15 protein-coding genes are annotated in these 17,259 nt (G+C 67.5%); 5 read left to right on the top strand and 10 right to left on the bottom strand.

The features are described from left to right. Positions 1 to 41: 41 nt before the first annotated feature. Both rpsG and rpsL read right to left on the bottom strand, forming a co-directional pair. A complete protein-coding gene (gene rpsG, locus H4W30_RS42435; protein ID WP_007031033.1) occupies positions 42 to 512 on the bottom strand; it encodes a 30S ribosomal protein S7 in 471 nt (156 codons plus the stop codon). Beyond that, complete coding sequence (rpsL, locus tag H4W30_RS42430) at positions 512 to 886, bottom strand: 30S ribosomal protein S12 (RefSeq protein WP_003102113.1); 375 nt, start codon at positions 884 to 886, stop codon at positions 512 to 514. Before rpsL ends, rpsG begins: the two co-directional genes overlap by 1 nt. A 683-nt stretch (positions 887 to 1,569) precedes the next feature. Here rpsL and H4W30_RS42425 point away from each other — a divergent pair. Genes H4W30_RS42425 through H4W30_RS42410 form a run of 4 tightly spaced genes read left to right on the top strand, consistent with a single transcriptional unit; the run spans position 1,570 to position 5,100 of the window. Then, on the top strand, positions 1,570 to 2,148 hold the full coding sequence (locus H4W30_RS42425; protein ID WP_192747828.1) for a YbaB/EbfC family nucleoid-associated protein: 579 nt from the start codon (positions 1,570 to 1,572) through the stop codon (positions 2,146 to 2,148). Beyond that, the gene (locus H4W30_RS42420) at positions 2,145 to 2,477 is read left to right on the top strand and encodes a hypothetical protein (RefSeq protein ID WP_192747827.1); all 333 of its coding nucleotides are present in this window, start codon (positions 2,145 to 2,147) and stop codon (positions 2,475 to 2,477) included. The genes H4W30_RS42425 and H4W30_RS42420 overlap by 4 nt, the downstream gene beginning before the upstream one ends. A 13-nt stretch (positions 2,478 to 2,490) precedes the next feature. Further along, positions 2,491 to 3,654 carry a hypothetical protein gene (locus H4W30_RS42415; RefSeq protein WP_192747826.1) on the top strand — a complete coding sequence of 388 codons (1,164 nt, stop codon included), beginning with the start codon at positions 2,491 to 2,493 and terminating at the stop codon, positions 3,652 to 3,654. A 9-nt stretch (positions 3,655 to 3,663) separates the two neighbouring features. Next, on the top strand, positions 3,664 to 5,100 hold the full coding sequence (locus H4W30_RS42410) for a hypothetical protein (RefSeq protein ID WP_192747825.1): 1,437 nt from the start codon (positions 3,664 to 3,666) through the stop codon (positions 5,098 to 5,100). Between the two features lie 4 nt (positions 5,101 to 5,104). On the opposite strand, the gene H4W30_RS42405 is transcribed toward H4W30_RS42410, so the two are convergent. The 7 genes from H4W30_RS42405 to H4W30_RS42375 form a co-directional block, all read right to left on the bottom strand. Continuing rightward, positions 5,105 to 5,605 (bottom strand): GNAT family N-acetyltransferase, encoded by a 501-nt coding sequence (locus tag H4W30_RS42405; RefSeq protein ID WP_192747824.1) that lies wholly within the window; start codon positions 5,603 to 5,605, stop codon positions 5,105 to 5,107. A gap of 85 nt (positions 5,606 to 5,690) precedes the next feature. Continuing rightward, positions 5,691 to 6,176 carry a hypothetical protein gene (locus H4W30_RS42400; RefSeq protein ID WP_192747823.1) on the bottom strand — a complete coding sequence of 162 codons (486 nt, stop codon included), beginning with the start codon at positions 6,174 to 6,176 and terminating at the stop codon, positions 5,691 to 5,693. A 55-nt stretch (positions 6,177 to 6,231) separates the two neighbouring features. Next, complete coding sequence (locus H4W30_RS42395; RefSeq protein ID WP_034304224.1) at positions 6,232 to 6,465, bottom strand: hypothetical protein; 234 nt, start codon at positions 6,463 to 6,465, stop codon at positions 6,232 to 6,234. A 26-nt stretch (positions 6,466 to 6,491) separates the two neighbouring features. Then, entirely contained in the window at positions 6,492 to 6,725 is a 234-nt protein-coding gene (locus tag H4W30_RS42390; RefSeq protein ID WP_192747822.1) for a hypothetical protein, read from the bottom strand. A 32-nt stretch (positions 6,726 to 6,757) separates the two neighbouring features. Beyond that, positions 6,758 to 8,506 (bottom strand): hypothetical protein, encoded by a 1,749-nt coding sequence (locus tag H4W30_RS42385; protein WP_192747821.1) that lies wholly within the window; start codon positions 8,504 to 8,506, stop codon positions 6,758 to 6,760. An 80-nt stretch (positions 8,507 to 8,586) separates the two neighbouring features. After that, positions 8,587 to 10,431, bottom strand: a complete 1,845-nt coding sequence (locus tag H4W30_RS42380; protein ID WP_225950841.1) for a selenium-binding family protein — start codon at positions 10,429 to 10,431, stop codon at positions 8,587 to 8,589. 953 nt (positions 10,432 to 11,384) lie between these two features. Continuing rightward, entirely contained in the window at positions 11,385 to 12,800 is a 1,416-nt protein-coding gene (locus H4W30_RS42375; protein ID WP_318780776.1) for a hypothetical protein, read from the bottom strand. A 76-nt stretch (positions 12,801 to 12,876) separates the two neighbouring features. On the opposite strand from H4W30_RS42375, the gene H4W30_RS44685 reads away from it, so the two are divergent. Beyond that, on the top strand, positions 12,877 to 13,104 hold the full coding sequence (locus tag H4W30_RS44685) for a hypothetical protein (RefSeq protein ID WP_318780775.1): 228 nt from the start codon (positions 12,877 to 12,879) through the stop codon (positions 13,102 to 13,104). 235 nt (positions 13,105 to 13,339) lie between these two features. Here the strand turns inward: H4W30_RS44685 and H4W30_RS42370 are convergent, their stop codons facing one another. Continuing rightward, positions 13,340 to 17,251 carry a DNA-directed RNA polymerase subunit beta' gene (locus tag H4W30_RS42370; protein ID WP_192747820.1) on the bottom strand — a complete coding sequence of 1,304 codons (3,912 nt, stop codon included), beginning with the start codon at positions 17,249 to 17,251 and terminating at the stop codon, positions 13,340 to 13,342. Between the last annotated feature and the right edge of the window lie 8 nt (positions 17,252 to 17,259).

Below are 17,259 nucleotides of genomic sequence, written 5' to 3'. Positions count from 1 at the left end.
ATTGGGGCCCGGCAAGGCTTGGATCGGCAGCCGGGCGGTCATCACCAGCGGTAGTGCGCGAAGGCCTTGTTGGACTCGGCCATCTTGTGCGTGTCCTCACGCCGCTTCACGCTGGCGCCGAGGCCGTTGCTCGCGTCGAGGAGCTCGTTCTGCAGACGCTCGATCATGGTCTTCTCGCGACGAGCCTGCGAGAAGGAGACCAGCCAGCGAAGCGCGAGCGTGGTGGAACGTCCCGGCTTGACCTCGATCGGCACCTGGTAGGTGGCACCACCGACGCGGCGGCTCTTCACCTCGATGGTGGGCTTCACGTTGTCAAGGGCGCGCTTCAGCGTGACGACCGGGTCGGTGCCGGTCTTCTCGCGAGCGCCTTCGAGGGCGCCGTAGACGATGCGCTCGGCCAGGGACCGCTTGCCGTCCTTCAGCACCTTGTTCACCAGCTGGGTGACCAGCGGGGATGCGTAGACGGGGTCAGAGATCAGCGGCCGCTTCGGGGCCGGACCCTTGCGGGGCATTAGCTCTTCTCCTTCTTCGCGCCATACCGGCTGCGCGCCTGCTTACGGTTCTTGACACCCTGGGTGTCGAGCGAACCGCGGATGATCTTGTAACGGACACCCGGCAGGTCCTTCACACGACCACCGCGCACGAGCACCATCGAGTGCTCCTGCAGGTTGTGGCCTTCACCGGGAATGTAGGCGGTGACCTCGATGCCGCTGGTCAGCTTCACACGAGCGACCTTGCGAAGCGCCGAGTTCGGCTTCTTGGGGGTTGTGGTGTACACGCGAGTGCACACGCCACGCCGCTGCGGGCTCCCCTTGAGGGCCGCGGTCTTCTGCTTGGCAGCCTTGTCCTGGCGGCCCTTACGGACCAGCTGCTGGATCGTGGGCAATGGACCAGCTTTCTGTTCGCGATCTTGCTACTACGTGTTGTCTCCGGCCCCCGCGGTCGGGCGTGTCGGCCCGCGTCACGGTCTTGCGACCGGTAACTTCCCGTAGGGATTTTCCGTCGGATCCCGCGTGGGCGAAGCCTTGGAACCGGATGCCTGAGCACCCCGTTCATGCCGCACGGCACACGGGACGGCCCGACGCCTGCCGGGCACGGTCTCCAAAGATACCCGGCCGCTTCCGGACCGGCCAAATCGGGGGGTCGATAACTATATCGTGCCGGGCGTCACGCCGCGGCCACCCTGATGGAACGGCGTTTCGGGCTGTTCGATTCCCTCGTCGGCCTTGGCGTCGCCCTCCGGTAGAGGACTCAGTCCTCGTCGGGCTTGGCGTGGTCCGCCCGGCCCGGATGTGGGTCCCGGGAGAGGTCGATCAACGGATGCACGGGTGCCCCCTCCGGCGCCGCGTGACTCCCCCGCCTGGGTTCTTCGCTGCTTTCCTGCTTCTCGGCGTCCACGACGCCTCCCCTCGTTCGTACTGATACCGCCCTGCTCAGCGGACCACGCTACCTATTCCCCTATCGGGTGAGCCGGATGGATCCGGAAAGCACACCATCGCGTCCAACGGGTGAATAGGTCACGATGGCCGCGGTGATAGCGGACACACGCACTTCGCACGGGGAGGCTCCATGTCGGCCGAGTTCGAACAGCTGGTCGCCGAGTTCGAGAAGTTCCAAACCAAGATCAAACAGGCCGAGACGCAGTTCGCGAAGGTCGGCGAGATGCAGGGCGAGCTGGCCGAACTGGAGTCGGTGGCGACGTCGCCGGACCGCTCGGTCACCGTCGTCGCGGGGCCCGGCGGGTCCGTGAAGGACATTCGTCTCAGCCCGGAAGCCCTTCGGCAGCAACCACAACAGCTCTCCGCCGCCATTCTGTCCACTTTGCACACCGCGGTGGCCGACGCGGCGCGGAAGCAGGCGGGGATCGTCGACGCGCAGTTCGGCGGGGCCTTCCATCTGAACGTCGAAGAACAGGTTCTCGAAGCCCAGGCGGAAGCACTGGGAACCACGGCGGACGATCTGCGGTCTCAGATGTCGGAGGAGCCACCACAGAACCCCGCGCGCCGCCCTCGGAACGAAGACGACTTCAGCGAGGAGACGGTGCTCCGGCGGTCGGACGAGCCGACTCCCGGGCCGGCACCGTCGGGCGGGAGCTCGGCCGGTGACCAGTTCCTCAAGAACCTGTTCGACGAGGAGGATCACCGATGACCGGACCGGGTGGGCACGCGGTCAAGACACAGGCCTTGACCGACTACGCGAACAAGCTCGGCTATTACAAGGACGAGGCGGGCAAGTTCGGCGGCCTCGTCGACCAGGCCGACGTCACGGACAAGTCGTGGGGCCTGATCGGGCTCGCGGTGAAGCAGACCTACACCGGCAAACTCGCCGACCTGCGTGAACTGCTCGAACTCCTGAAGACCGGGGTGGACTCGTTCTCCGGGAAGATGACCCAGGCGGCGTCGATCTACAACGGCTTCGAAAACGACGCGACGATCACCCTGGGGAAGTACGAAGCCAAGATCGACGGACCGAAGTGAGCTGGGGGACGGCATGACCGACGAGAAGGCGAGCATCGCCGCCGGCGTCAAGATCACGGGTGACGACAGCTTCGGCAAGAACGCGCTCGACGCGGCGAAGAAGGTGCCGATCGCGGGCAAGGGCGTCACCACCGTCGCCAACGCCTATGAGAAGTTCAGCACGGCGCAGGGCCCCGGTGACGTCGTGGCCGCGGGCGGACAGCTGGTGCAGGACGGCGCCGGGTTCATCGCGGGGGCGGGGGCGGATGTCGCGAGCTTCGTGCTCGACCCGGTCGGCTGGCTGGTCAGCAACGGCCTGAACATCCTGATCGAGCTGATCCAGCCGCTGCAGGACGCGCTGCACTTCGTCACGGGCGACGGCCCGGCGCTCAAGACCGCGGCCGGCAACTTCGGCAACATCGCCAAGGGCTTCGTCACGCTGGCCGACGACTTCGTGAAGACCGGCGACGAGTCCTTGAAGGACTGGATCGGCGACGCGGGCGACGCCGCCAGGAACGCGCTTGGCGACTTCGCCGTCGGCATCAAGGGCATCGGCAACAGCGCCGGGACGGTGGCCGAGACGCTGCAGATGTGGTCGATGGTGATGACCGTCATCGAAGAGGTCGTCAAATCGATCATCTCCGAGCTGGTCACCTGGGCCATCTACATCTGGCTGCCCGCGCTGGCGGCTTCCGTCGTGAGCCTCGGCTCCTCGGTGGCCGCCGCGATGACCGCGACGATCACCAAGGCCGCGAGCGCGATGAGCAAGATCACCAAGCACCTCGGGCGGCTCGGCAAGCTGCTCGACAAGTTCATGGGCTTCATGGCCAAGTGGACCGACGACCTGATCAAACAGGGTTCGAAGCTGACGAAGGCGGGCAAGGTCGGGATGACCCCCGGCCAGGAGAAGGCGATCGTCGGCGCGTTCGCGAAGGGCACCGGGTCCCAGCTGGGCACCTTCGGCGACGCCGCGAAGGACGTCCTCAAGGGTGTGCCGAACCAGGCGATCAAGCAGGTGGTCGGGGTCAACCCCGCCGACCTGGCGAAGGGTTCGGCGTATCAGGGCAAAGCCGCCTTCGACGTCGCGAACAAGGTCATCGACAACACCAAGAACATCACCGCCGGGCAGGAGTACGGCCGCACCGGCGGTCGCCACAGCGATGAGGAGACCCGCGAGAACCTCGACATGGACCAGTAGGGTCGCCCGATGGACGATCAGCTGGCCGGGCCGTGGCTCATCGCCGGTGGATACACCCTGGCCCTGGCGCTGTTGCTGCTCGGCGGGCGATTCGACGGACGGCGGCCCACCGCGGCCGCCGTCAGCTACGCGCTCTGCGGGATCCTCGTCTCCGAGACGTCGCTGTATTGGCTTTCGGAGGGGTCCGGCAGCGCGGTGCCCGGCTGGCTGTGGTTCGCGTTCCCGCTGGTCATCGCGGCTCTGGCGGCGTGGCGGGGGTATCGGCAGAAGACGTGGACCGGCAGGCTGGACGGGTCCGGCGAGCCGAGCTTCGGCGTACTCCCCTCGCGGGGGATCGCCGTCACCCACGCGTCACCCGAGTCGGTGGTGACCGCGGTCGAGTTCGATCACAACGGGCACCGTCTGCTCGGGGTCGAGTACCGGCTCGGCGGCTCGGCGGAGTTTCCGGACTCGTCCAGGACAGCTGACCTGACTGATGGGACGTACGCCCTGATCCAGCTGCGGACGCCTGACGTGCCTTCGGTCGTCATCACCCCCGTGACGGGTGCCTTCGAACCGGAGCGGTTCACGCCGCTGGAGGACGCGCGCATCACGCGGAACACCATCGGGGCGCCGAAGCCGGACGCCCTGCTGCAGCGGTTCGAGACCGGCACGGAGTTCGACCGGCGGTTCACCGTGACGACGTCCGATCCGGAGTTCGCCGAGGCGCTGCTCACCCCGGGCGTCCGTGCGCTGTTCGAAGACGATCCGTGGTTCCGGGTCCGGGAGGTCGCCTTCCACGGCGGTTCACTGTGGACGTCCGAAGCCGGGACGCTGACCGAAGAAATGATGTTCGCCGACTCGCGCCGTCTTGCCGTCCTGGCGTCCACAGTGGACTGGGAGGACGCGGACTTCCGTTCGGTGGCGGCGGGATCCGACACCAGCGACGCCGGATGGCTCGGCGAACGGCGAGGTCCGCTCGCCGGGCTCCGCACGCCGCTCAACCGGCGCCGGGAAGCGGCCGGACGTCAGCCGCTGTCGACGCTGTCGCTGGTGGCGCGCACGGTCGTCGCGCTCGCGCTGGTGCTGCCGGGGCTGGCGCTCGCGGTGAACTCGCTGACCGCGCTGACCGGGCTCGCCCCCGAGGCGCGGCTCGCCGTGACCGCGACGCAGCGGGCGGAGGCGAGCACGTCGAGCTGCACCAGCTGCGGCAACGGCAACCTGGTGGACGGCACCTACGAACTCGACGGAGAGACGCACGAGGTCAAGGACCTGCGGTGGATGTCCTTCGGGAACTTCCCGGAACGGGGTGACGTCGTCGACATCGCCGTGACGCCGCTGTGGTGGCATCCGCTGATCGAGGGCAAGGACACCGGCGTCTTCCTGCTGCTGATCGGCCTCGCGCCCGTCCTCGCCGGCGCCCTGCTCGCCAAGGCCACCTTCCGCCCGCGTCCGCGTCGCGTTTAGCGGGCTAAACGCGATCCGGCACGGCCGGGGCCAGGGACTTCGCAAAGTAGTGGTGCGCGTAGGGGTCGTCGTTGAAGGGCTCGACCGTCTCGTAGCCGAGGCGCGCGTACAGGGCCCTCGCCTCGACGAGGTCGTCGCGGGTGTCGAGGCGGATGGTCGTGGCACCGAGGCCGCGGGCGACGTCTTCGGCGGCGGCCACGAGCAGCGGCGCGCCGCCCTTGCCGCGTTCGGACTTCCGCAGGAAGACACGTTTGAGTTCGGTGATCTCGGGCGTCATCACCCGGAGCCCGGCGCAGCCGGCCAGCACCCCGTCCCGCCGCGCGAGGAGGAAGGCGCCTGTCGGCGGGACCATGTCCCGGCTGTGCTGCTCCTGGAGCAGGACGTCGAGCTCCGCTTCGGTGACCTGGCGCTCGTAGTAGCGCGACGCGATCTCGTCCAAGTACTCGCGCAGCAGCTGGGCGGCGTCCGGGTGATCGACGGGGGTGACTTCGAAGCTCCAGGTCATGGCTACATTCTGCCCAGCTTGGCCACCGGTTTTCGCGCCGCCGCCAGATCGCGATTAGGGGGCTAAACGCAGGTCGGCGCGGTGGTCAGGAGGGGGCGAGGCGGCCGGCGCAGGTGGCGACCTCACCGGGGGCCGACTTCTCCGAGGTGACGACGGCGCCGCCCACCGCCACCCGACACTCGACGGCGCCCTCGCCCTGCCCCATCAGCTGGACGGTCGGCGGGGTGCCGGTGTTCTTCCACGTGAGCTCCTTGCGCCACGGCAGCGTCACCTGCAGCTCCTGGTGCACGAGCCCCAGCCCGTTCGAGTCGTAGACCACGGTCGCGGTCCCCGTCCCGGCGAGCTCGTACGCGATCCGCCAGTCGTTCGACACCGGCTGCGCCTGGCTGAGCGTCCGGGTGATCGTGCGATCCGGCCCCCGCGACGGCGCGGCCTCGGCCGGCGCGCCGACCACGGCTACGGTCTCGGCCGGCGGCTCCTCACCGCCGTTGAGCAGCACCACGCAGGTCGCGAGCGCAGCCACCACGATCCCCGCGATCGCGATCCGCCCGATCAGCTGTCTGTCGACCATCGGCCCTCCTTGCCGAGAGCGGCGGCGCGGCCCGGGAGCCGCGCCGCCGCGAAAGTCAGGACGGCAGCAGCCGGCCGGGGACGCCGTTCAGCGACTGGATGAGCCCCAGCACCGGGACTCCGAGCGGTGCGAACGTCCAGATGTTGTGGAGGTCGCTCGTGTCGGGTTCGTCGACGACCACGACATCGTTCGGCGCGTCCTGCGCGGCGAGCGCGGGGGCGGCCGAGCCGAGCACGACGAGCCCGGCGAGCGCGGCACCGGTGACCGCGCGGACGAAGGTCTTCTTCATGAGATTCTCCTTTGCTGGTAACGGTTTTACGAAATGGGCGTGATGATCCCGTAGATCGGGGCGAGGACGTCGGTGGGCACGGGAACGGTCGGCCCGAGCAATCCACCGAGGTCGAGGCCGGGGATCAGCCAGACGGCGGGATCGCCGCCGCCGGTGGGCAGACCCGGCAGCGGGTCGGCCGAGGCGACCCCTCCGGCGAGTCCGGACAGCGCGCCCGCGACGGCGAGCGGCAGCAGCACACGGGCCGCGATTCGCTTCATTTCTTCTCCCATTCTTTCGTTGAAATCGAAATTCACCGCAGTACCGAGCTGACCGGCACGATCGTGCCGTCGGGGATCCACTGCCCCGCGTAGTTCCGGTCGGCGATCATCCCGACGGCGTGCGGTTCGCCCGGGTACATCGGCATGGCGTTGACCTGCGCCGCCGCGAAGATCTGGACGTCGCCATTGATCGACCTCCACTGATCGCCCAGCCAGCTCCGGAACCCGCCGAGCGTGGGGCTTTCGCCGCCGAAGGCGTTGCCCGCGGCGACGGCGAAACTCACGGCGACCTGTTCGCGCGGGTCGAACCTCAGCGGTACCGAGGAACTCGCGACGGAGTTGACGATCGGCCCGTTCAGCAGCCACGGCGCCAGGTACAGGCCGTATTGATGGGTCGGCTTGAGCCGCTGGGACTCGGCCGCGCGGGTCATCGCCGTGTAGCCGCCGGCCCAGCCGGACACGACGACCAACGCGGTGTTCGGACCCGCCTCGGCCTGCACCGGCAGACCGGAACGCGCGGCGGTCTCGCGGACCAGCTTCGCGGCGGCCGCACTGCGCGGCGAGGTGTCCTCGACGAGGGTGAGCGCGGAAGGTTTGCGGCCGGCGAGGAATTCCACGAGTTTGACGAGAGAACCGCTGTCCTCACTCGAAAGCGCGTCCGCCGGGCATGAGGTGAGGACTTCGCGACGGTCCGCGATCAGGCCACCCAGCGCCGCCGAAACACACTCGGGCGCGTCCGCGTCCTCGATGGCGGGGCCTGGCGCCTCTCCGGCGTCGACCTCGATCGACGTCTTCTCCTCACCGCGGCTGATGACCAGGTCGCTACGCCCCTTCGGCAGGTCGACCTCGGCCCAGGTGCCCTCGGCGCCAGGCCGCACGATGGCCTTGCCGATCAGGCCGCCTTCGATCCCGGCGGACAGGTCCCCTCCCGCGCTCGCGGGGAAATGGACAAGGTTCTTACCGGGTCGTTGCGGGCTCACCAAAACGGGGAATCGCTGTTCACCGAGGGCGGCTTCGGCGAGCAGCGCGACACCGGGAGCCGGGAGCTCGGGCGGTTTGGGAATGGCCACGAGAGCGCTCCAAGCAACGAAACCGATGGCCACAGCGGCCGCGCCGAACCGGTAGACACGCGTGGAATCGTTGCGGGAGAAGAAGAAACCGGCGATGGCCGGCAACACCGCGGTCGCCAGCAACGTGAGGCCGAAAAGCGTCCCGTAGATCCGGCGGTCGAACCCGAGCCCCGAAGTGAACAGCTGGACCGCACCCGCGACGACGAGAAGTCCGCCCAGTGTCAGCGAAAGCGGGCCGAGCCGGAAGTTTGTCTGGCGCCACTGCTCCGCGGGCACCCAGACGGAGAGAACGGTGACGCCGAACCACAAGGCCGCGGCCGCGACGTAGACGGTGTCGATGGCGAATTCGACACCTGTCCGCCCGAGCGAGGTTTCGAGCACGACCAGTGCGGCGAGCGCCAGTGCGGCCCAGCGGCCCGCCGACGGCCAGCGGATCAGTACGGGAATGGCCAGCGCGAGCACGAGATGCACGATCAACGCGATGACGTTGACGTCGGTCGCGAAGGCGGAAACCGCGGCCAGCACGGCGGAAATCGCGCCGAGCGCGGCGATGGTGAGGCGCAACCGTCGGGGCAGTTCACCCACCAGCGGACGCAGGATGCCTGTGCCCGCGAGGAAAGCGGTCGCCAGCAGAAGTCCGAGCCGGAGCAGGACGAGGGCGATGCCGACGCCGGCCGAACCCGAGCTCGCCGGTATGACGTGGTGATCCATGGGACCTTCTCCGAACAGATCGGCGGAGCCGTGGGCGGCGGGGTGCGCCCGCCACCCACGACCTTCCGCGCCGAGCAGGGTTACTTGAGATCCGCGTCCGCCACGACGAACAGTTCGGAATGCGGCTTGGCGTTGCCGAAGGACCCGTGCGGCCAGGTCTTCCGGTTGAAGTTGATCCCGACCTGTCCGGTGAACTCGTCCCGGAAGTTCTGGTCGACCGCGACCTTCCCGTCCTCGGCGAGGTTCAGCAGGTTGACCTTGTGGTCACCGTCCAAACCGGACCGGGCGACGAAGTAGTTCGACACCGCGAGGTGCTGCGGCTTGTCGGTTTCGTGGTAGTACCCGTCGTCACCGAGCACGAAGTTGTCGTACGCGCCCCAGTGCGGGCCGCCGCCAGGAGTCCCCGGGTTGATCGGCGCCGCGCCGACGACGGTCGGCAGGTCGCCGCCACCGCCCTGCTGGGACTTCTCCTTCGTGTCGATCCGGCCCTTGATGTTCTCGACCTTGTCGCCCGCGGCGACCAGCTTCTGGATGTCGAGGACGTACACGCCGCCGGTGGTGCCGGGGTCGTCCGGGCCGAGCGCGCCCTTGGAGCGTCCGGTGATCGCGCGGTAGAGGTACTTGTCGTCGGGGCTGGTCTGGATCCAGCCACCGTTCGAGCCACCGCCGTTGGAATCGTTGTTCGGGTGGATCGCCTTGTTGGCGGCGCCGTCGTCGAACACCTGGATCCAATGCGGTTCCTTGGCCGTGATGTCCGGCGTGTAGAACACCGCGCCGCCCTGCATGGTCTGGGCGAACGCGCCCTTGTGGCCGGGCAGGTTGGTCACCGTGGTCTCCATGACCGCGCGGCTTTCCGCGTGCAGCGGGTCCGCGGGGTCGGCGCGAGGGCCGTCCGGCAGGTATGAGACCGCCTTGAGCTTCGGCTTGTTGCGGTCGGAAATGTCCCATGTGCGGACGGTCGGCCGCCGGAGATACGGCGACGGCTGCTTCACCGGGTCGAGGATGATGTTGCGCGGCTCGGCGTAATCACTGGTGACCAGCGTGTTGAGGTCCTCGCGGGCCTGGATGCCGTGCGGGTTGGCGCAGGTCGGCTTGTCCAGCTGCGGGAGGTTGTCGCACAGCTTCTTGTTGTCGCCCTGCGGCGTTGCCGCCGGTGACTCCGAAAGCACCTGTGCGTTCTGGTCGAAGCGGACGACCTCGCCGGGACTGCCAGCGAAACCGTTGCCCACCACGGTGGAACCGTTGGCGTAGGTGTGCGGGCCGGGCACGACCGGGCCGCCCATGTAGGTGCCGTAGGCGGTGCCGTCCTTGAGCACCCAGTACGCGTCCGGCACGGAGCCGCCGAGGGTCTGCGTCGGGAGGCTGACGCCCTTGAGCTTCAGCTGCGGCAACGCGGTGACGTCGAAGGCGTACGTCGCGGCGGCGAACAGCGCGCCGGCGTAGATCGTGTCTCCCTTGTGCCACACGTATTGCATGTGGTGCGGCTCGTTCTCGACGAGCGGTCCCACGGTGGCGGTGTTGACGACCTTGCCGTACGTCGGCGAACCCTGCGTCGCGTCGATCACGGCGAGGAAGTCCGGACCGGGCAATGCGTTCTTGATCTTGTTCAGGCCGCCGCCGAGCGAACCCGGCAGATTCTTGACGTCTTTGACCAAGGTGTCGGCGATGTTCTCGTCACCGGCCCAGACCAGCAGCCACTTCTTGCGCTTGCCGTCCGCGCTCCGGGCCGCCGCGACGTCCTTGGACACCAGGTGGTTCTGGACCCAGTACTCCTTGCCGTCGGCCGCCTTCTTCGCGTCCTTGACGACCTGGACGTCGGCGTAGGCGCTCGTCGCGGAGCCGGTGTAGGTCACCGTGCCCACGGCGAGCGCCGCCGCCAAGGCGCCGATCACCACTTTTCGCCACTTGGGCGAGTTGGATAGCATTCTTTCTCCCTGTTTTCGCTACCGAAGCGCCAGACAATTGGCACACCTCTCCCTTTCCGCGCAGGCGTCACCGGCACGAATCAAAGGGAAAGCAATCAACCGCCGGTTCCAGCGGAGAACCGTTGCGGCACAGCGGAAAGCGTCAGCGCACGAGGAACCGGCGCAGACGTTGCGAATACGCTGATCGAGTAAGCCCGGAAAGGGTCAGGAATCCATACACAGCGCGCTGGCTTGCTGCCGCAAGTCAACGTGCCGGCGCCACACCAAGGCGACTGGGGATTGCATGGGCGAAATACTCGTGTGAACCCGCCGGAGTGTCAATCTCGTGATCAAAGAATGAGACATGCCACGGCAGAGTGAATTTCCCACGATGCGGATGGACCATTGAGCCGAACGGGTGGCGGTTTTCCGAGCATTGGGAACTAGGCCACTTGGCGGCGCTACGGCAGGTCACAACGGACCAGTAACCGGCGTCCAGCAAGGCAGTGGCCGTTATGGGTTCGTTATGCTTTCCCGGGAACTCTGCTGCCCACCCGGGCCTGTAATACAGGCGCGCGCCCGGCGTCGAGCGCTGCGGCAGAGCTACACGCTCAAGGTGTTCGACTGCTACCGGCCGCAGCCTGCCGTCGACCACTTCGTCCGGCGGGCCAAGGACCACGCGGACGAGAAGATGGAGTTCTACCCGACCGTGACGGGTACATCGCGGAGGAGCCCGGCCACAGCCTCGAGAGCACGGTAGGCCCGACGATCGTGGCGCTGTCGCCCCGACCTGCGCCCCTTTCCCGCCGGATCGCGATTAGGGGGCTAAACGCAGGTCGGGGCGGGGCGGCGGGCAGATCGCGTTTAGCCCGCTGAACGCAAGTGCCACCGGATCGCGTTTAGCGGGCTAAACGCGATCCGGTGGCATCGGGCGCGGGCAGGTGGCAGATCGCGATTAGGGGGCTAAACGCAGGTCAGTCGGCCTGGCGACGGCGGCGCGAGGTGAAGACCAGACCCCCGCCGAGGGCCAAAGCGGCCAGGGCGAGGGCACCGAGGCCGAGGACGTCGGCACCGGTGCTGGCCAGTCCCGTTCCGCCGCCGGAACCCTGCTGCCCCGGCGCATTGGGTGCGGGCGTGGTGGTTCCGGAGGCGTCACAGCCAGGACGCCGGGTAGGCATGGTGACCGGCGGTTCCTCACCCTTCTCCGCTCCGACGTGCAGCCGGGCGGGGTTGTCCGGCGGACCGACGACGTAGATCGACCTCGGATTCTCGTTCTTGATCCGCCACCCCTTCGGCGGCGCGAAGAACAGGCGGTACTTCGGCCCCGGCACCACATTCTCGATCTTGAAGTTCCCGTCCGCGTCGGTCGTGGTCTCGACGATGGTCGGACAGTCGCCGTCGGAAGAGAAGACGAGCTTGACGCCGGCGATCCCCGGTCCCGGCTTACTCGGATCGGAGTCGTCGGCGACCTGTCCCGCGAGGGTGGCCATCCCACCCGGCACCGCCGCTTCGTCGATCGCGGACGGGTTGCGTTCGATGTCGACTTCGGCATAACCGAAGTCACAAGCCACCGCGACACGGCCATGGTTCAGTGCGGCGTCCGGGACCTTTTCGGACACGTCGAAGTTGCTGGTCTCGCCGGGAGCGATCGTCACCCCGCCCGCGAAGTAGGCGAGCTCCCCCCAACCGGGACCGTCACCCCTCAGGCCGAAGTCCATTCCGACCCGATTGCATCCCGCCACGATGCCGGAGAGCGGGATGGATCCGGAGTTCGACAGCGTGACGGTGAGGTGGGCGAGCTCGCCTGCCTTGTACGTGTCCTTGGTGAAGGACACCGATGCTTTGAGGGCGCCGTTCAACGGCTGCACCCCGCGGATGGGCAGGTTCGTGGTGTCCGCGCCGACCTGGACGACCTTGGTCGGGAAGAGCCAACCCTTGATCGCCTCGCCGCCGCCGAGGAGATACCGGGCGGCCGCGACGTCGCCGAAGTCGATCTTCCCGTCGGCGTCGCTGGTGGCCTTGTACTCCTTGGTGCCAAGAGTGTGGCGCAAGGTGAGCGGGATACCGGCGAGCTGTTCGCCGTCGTCGAGCTTGCCATTGCCGTTCTTGTCGCCGAACACGACTCCCTCCGCGCCTCCGACCACCTTCGTGACGGGGACGCTGGCCTTGAACTCGCCGATGCTCAACGAAGAATCGTCGTAAAGGAAGCCACGAACGTTCACGACGTCACTGTCGAGGTCCGCCACCTGTCCGGTGACGGGGATCTCGATGGTCCCCGCCGGCTCGAGGCTCACCCCCGGCGAGCGACCCAGTTCCCGCCAGCCCGGCTCATAGGGGATCGAAAGGGCGCCCGGTTCGCTGAAGAAATAGTTCAGCTGTAGGCCGGTCACGCGAGTTCCGCTGACGTTCTTGACCTTGAAGGTGAATCGGACGTCTTCGTCGGTCCGGTAAGACGACTTTTCGAACGTGACCGAAGCTTCGAGCTTGTCGCTCGCGGCCTGTGGCTTCGGCGCCGTGGACGACGGAGGCTCGACCGGCGGCGCGCTCGACGTCGGGGCCGGAGCACTACTCGGCGCTTCGGACGTCGTCGGCACCACACTTGATGAGGTCGGGGCCGAAGGCTCCGGATCCGCCACGGCGGGCGCGGCGAACACACCGGTCAATGCCGCACCGGCGGCGATCGTCGCAAGATAGATCCCCGCAGTACGCGCGATGGATCTCGCGCCAGGTCCTTTACTCACGCAGAGTCTCCCCAGATAACCCAATGAATGCGCACAGCCCCCGAGCCGCGTGGAACCCGATCAATTTAACGAGCTCTGCGGAGCGTGCATACCTACTTCGGGTGACGGGGTTCAAACTGGAACATTCCGGGAAACGGGAAGGGCCCCCGCCGGATCGGCGAGGGCCCTTCTCGTGGATTTCGCTTCGGTCAGCGGAAGTCGCGGCCGAAGTCGTAGTCGTCCAGCGGCACCGCGGCGCCCGGCGTGGAGCCGAAGACGTCCGGGGTGTAGTAGCCGTCGTCGTAGGACGGGATCGCGTAAGCGGCGACCCGCGCCTCCTCGGTCGGCTGCACCTGGATGTTGCGGTACTTGTTGATCCCGGTACCGGCCGGGATCAGCTTACCGATGATCACGTTCTCCTTGAGGCCCACGAGCTTGTCCGAGCGGCCGTTGATGGCCGCATCGGTCAGGACACGCGTGGTCTCCTGGAACGAGGCCGCCGACAGCCACGAGTCCGTGGTCAGCGAGGCCTTCGTGATCCCCATCAGCACCGGGCGACCCGAGGCCGGCTCGCCGCCTTCGGCGACCGACGCGCGGTTCTTCGCCTCGAACTTGGTCCGCTCGGGCAGCTCGCCCGGCAGGAAGTCCGTGGCACCGGAGTCGATGATCGTCACGCGGCGCAGCATCTGCCGCACGATGACCTCGATGTGCTTGTCGTGGATCGACACACCCTGCGCCCGGTACACCTTCTGGACCTCGTCCACCAGGTGCATCTGCGCCTCGCGCGGCCCCATGACCCGCAGGACCTCGTGCGGGTCCGGCGTGCCTTCGAGCAGCTGCTGGCCGACCGCAACACGGTCGCCGTCGCCCAGCGGGCCGTTCGGGGTGTTGGCGAGCCGCTGACGCTTGGACAGCTTGTCGAAGACGATCTCTTCGCTGCCGTCGTCCGGGATCAGCGTGATCTTCCAGAACCGCTCGCTCTCCTCGATGCGCACGCGGCCATCGACGTCGGCGATCGGCGCCTTGCCCTTCGGGACTCGGGCCTCGAACAGCTCCTGGACACGGGGCAAACCGGTCGTGATGTCGTCACCGGCGACACCACCCTGGTGGAACGTACGCATCGTCAGCTGCGTACCCGGCTCACCGATCGACTGGGCCGCGACGATACCCACGGCCTCGCCGACGTCGACGAGCTGACCGGTCGCCATGGACCGGCCGTAGCAGGTGGCGCAGATACCGACGGCCGACTCGCAGGTCAGCACCGAACGCACCTTGACCTTGGAGATCCCGCTCGAGATGAGCTTGTCGATCGCCGGGTCACCGATGTCGTCACCGGCGTTGAGCACGACGTTGCCCTTGGCGTCGACCGCGTCGGTCGCCAGGTTCCGCGCGTACACGCTGGTCTCGACGTGCTGGTCGCGCAGGACCTTGCCGTCGCCGATGTCCTCGCCGATCGGCATGTTGATACCGCGGGTGGTGCCACAGTCGATCTCGCGGACGATGACGTCCTGCGACACGTCCACCAGACGACGGGTCAGGTAACCCGAGTCGGCGGTACGGAGCGCCGTGTCCGCCAGACCCTTACGGGCACCGTGCGTCGCGATGAAGTACTCCGCCACCGACAGGCCTTCACGGAAGTTGGCCTTGATCGGACGCGGGATGTACTCACCCTTCGGGTTCGACACCAGACCACGCATACCGGCCAGCGACCGGACCTGCGTCATGTTGCCCGCCGCGCCGGACTTCACGATCATCGCGATCGGGTTGTCGTCCGGCAGCGCCGTCTCCATGATCTTGTGGACCTCTTCGGTGGCCTGCGTCCACACCTTGACGAGCTCGTTGTTGCGCTCGGCGTGCGAAAGCTGACCACGCTGGTACCGCTTCTCGACCTGGTCGGCCTTGCCTTCGTACTCGTCCAGAATGGCCTTCTTGCCTGCCGGGACGAGCACGTCGGAGATGGCGACCGTGACACCCGAACGGGTCGCCCAGTAGAAACCGGCGTCCTTCAGGCGGTCCAGGGTCTGTGCGACCTGGGTCATCGAGTAGCGCTCGGCGAGGTCGTTCACGATCGCGGCCTGACGCTTCTTCGGCATCGGCTCGTTGATGAACGGGTAGTCCGCCGGCAGCAGCTCGTTGAACAGCACGCGGCCCAGGGTGGTCTCGGCCAGCCACGCCTTGCCCGGCTCCCAGCCCTTCTCCGCGAGCGCCGCTTCGTCGGCCTTGGCGGGCTGACGGTCGGTGATGCGGATCTTGATCGGGGCGTGCAGGCTCAGCGCCTTGCGGTCGAACGCCATGATCGCCTCGGCGGGCGACGAGTACGCGTTGCCCGCGCCCTCGGCGGTCTCGGTCAGGCGGGTCAGGTGGAACAGACCCGTCACCATGTCCAGACGCGGCATGGCGAGCGGACGGCCCGACGCCGGCGAAAGGATGTTGTTCGCCGACAGCATCAGGATGCGGGCCTCGGCCTGCGCCTCCGCGGACAGCGGGAGGTGCACGGCCATCTGGTCACCGTCGAAGTCCGCGTTGAACGCCTCACAGACCAGCGGGTGCAGCTGGATGGCCTTGCCTTCGACCAGCTGCGGCTCGAAGGCCTGGATACCGAGGCGGTGCAGGGTCGGCGCACGGTTCAGCATCACCGGGTGGCCGGTGATGACCTCTTCGAGCACGTCCCACACCTGCGGCCGCGACCGCTCCACCATCCGCTTGGCGGACTTGATGTTCTGCGCGTGGTTCAGGTCGACCAGCCGCTTCATGACGAACGGCTTGAACAGCTCGAGCGCCATGTCCTTCGGCAGACCGCACTGGTGCAGCTTCAGCTGCGGACCGACGATGATGACCGAACGGCCGGAGTAGTCGACACGCTTGCCGAGCAGGTTCTGACGGAACCGGCCCTGCTTGCCCTTGAGCAGGTCGGACAGCGACTTCAGCGGGCGGTTACCGGGACCGGTGACCGGGCGGCCGCGGCGGCCGTTGTCGAACAGCGCGTCGACGGCCTCCTGCAGCATCCGCTTCTCGTTGTTGACGATGATCTCGGGCGCGCCGAGGTCGATCAGTCGCTTCAACCGGTTGTTCCGGTTGATGACCCGGCGGTAGAGGTCGTTCAGGTCGGAGGTGGCGAACCGGCCACCGTCGAGCTGGACCATCGGGCGCAGGTCCGGCGGGATCACCGGGACGGCGTCGAGCACCATGCCGCGCGGGTCGTTGCCGGTGGCCTGGAAGGCCGCGACGACCTTGAGCCGCTTCAGCGCGCGGAGCTTCTTCTGCCCCTTGCCGTTGCGGATGGTGTCGCGCAGGCTCTCGGCCTCCGCGGCGACGTCGAACTCGGTGGCCAGCTTCTGGATGGCCTCCGCGCCCATGCCGCCGGTGAAGTACTCGCCGTAGCGGTCGACGAGCTCGCGGTAGAGCAGCTCGTCGGCGATCAGCTGGCGGGTGTCGAGCTTGGTGAAGGTCGTCCAGACCTCCTCGAGACGGTCCAGCTCGCGACCGGCGCGGTCACGCAGCTGACGCATCTCGCGCTCGCCGCCTTCCTTGACCTTGCGGCGGACGTCGGACTTGGCGCCCTCCGCCTCCAGCTCGGCCAGGTCGGCTTCCAGCTTCTGCGCCCGTGCCTCGATGTCCGCGTCACGCTTGGTCTCGAGGTTCTTGCGCTCGACACCGATCTCGTTCTCGAGGGTCGGGAGGTCGTTGTGCCGCAGCTCGGTGTTCACACCGGTGATCACGTAGGCCGCGAAGTAGATGATCTTCTCGAGGTCCTTCGGCGCCAGGTCGAGCAGGTAGCCCAGGCGGGAGGGAACACCCTTGAAGTACCAGATGTGGGTGACGGGAGCGGCCAGCTCGATGTGGCCCATCCGCTCACGACGCACCTTGGCGCGGGTGACCTCGACGCCACAGCGCTCGCAGATGATGCCCTTGAAGCGGACCCGCTTGTACTTACCGCAGTAGCACTCCCAGTCCCGGGTCGGGCCGAAGATCTTCTCGCAGAAGAGGCCGTCCTTCTCGGGCTTGAGCGTCCGGTAGTTGATGGTCTCCGGCTTCTTCACCTCGCCGAAGGACCACTGACGAATGTCGTCGGCGGTGGCGAGGCCGATGCGGAGCTCATCGAAGAAGTTGACGTCCAGCACGTCTTTAC

The organism is Amycolatopsis roodepoortensis (assembly GCF_014873915.1).
Classification (GTDB): domain Bacteria; phylum Actinomycetota; class Actinomycetes; order Mycobacteriales; family Pseudonocardiaceae; genus Amycolatopsis; species Amycolatopsis roodepoortensis.
This window is presented reverse-complemented; position numbering and strand designations above follow the sequence as displayed.

Excerpts from the sequence above, each read along its gene's own strand:
- rpsG (WP_007031033.1), bottom strand. The coding sequence starts at position 512 with ATGCCCCGCAAGGGTCCGGCCCCGAAGCGGCCGCTGATCTCTGACCCC.
- H4W30_RS42425 (WP_192747828.1), top strand. The coding sequence starts at position 1,570 with ATGTCGGCCGAGTTCGAACAGCTGGTCGCCGAGTTCGAGAAGTTCCAA.
- H4W30_RS42420 (WP_192747827.1), top strand. The coding sequence starts at position 2,145 with ATGACCGGACCGGGTGGGCACGCGGTCAAGACACAGGCCTTGACCGAC.
- H4W30_RS42415 (WP_192747826.1), top strand. The coding sequence starts at position 2,491 with ATGACCGACGAGAAGGCGAGCATCGCCGCCGGCGTCAAGATCACGGGT.
- H4W30_RS42410 (WP_192747825.1), top strand. The coding sequence starts at position 3,664 with ATGGACGATCAGCTGGCCGGGCCGTGGCTCATCGCCGGTGGATACACC.
- H4W30_RS42405 (WP_192747824.1), bottom strand. The coding sequence starts at position 5,605 with ATGACCTGGAGCTTCGAAGTCACCCCCGTCGATCACCCGGACGCCGCC.
- H4W30_RS42400 (WP_192747823.1), bottom strand. The coding sequence starts at position 6,176 with ATGGTCGACAGACAGCTGATCGGGCGGATCGCGATCGCGGGGATCGTG.
- H4W30_RS42395 (WP_034304224.1), bottom strand. The coding sequence starts at position 6,465 with ATGAAGAAGACCTTCGTCCGCGCGGTCACCGGTGCCGCGCTCGCCGGG.
- H4W30_RS42390 (WP_192747822.1), bottom strand. The coding sequence starts at position 6,725 with ATGAAGCGAATCGCGGCCCGTGTGCTGCTGCCGCTCGCCGTCGCGGGC.
- H4W30_RS42385 (WP_192747821.1), bottom strand. The coding sequence starts at position 8,506 with ATGGATCACCACGTCATACCGGCGAGCTCGGGTTCGGCCGGCGTCGGC.
- H4W30_RS42380 (WP_225950841.1), bottom strand. The coding sequence starts at position 10,431 with ATGCTATCCAACTCGCCCAAGTGGCGAAAAGTGGTGATCGGCGCCTTG.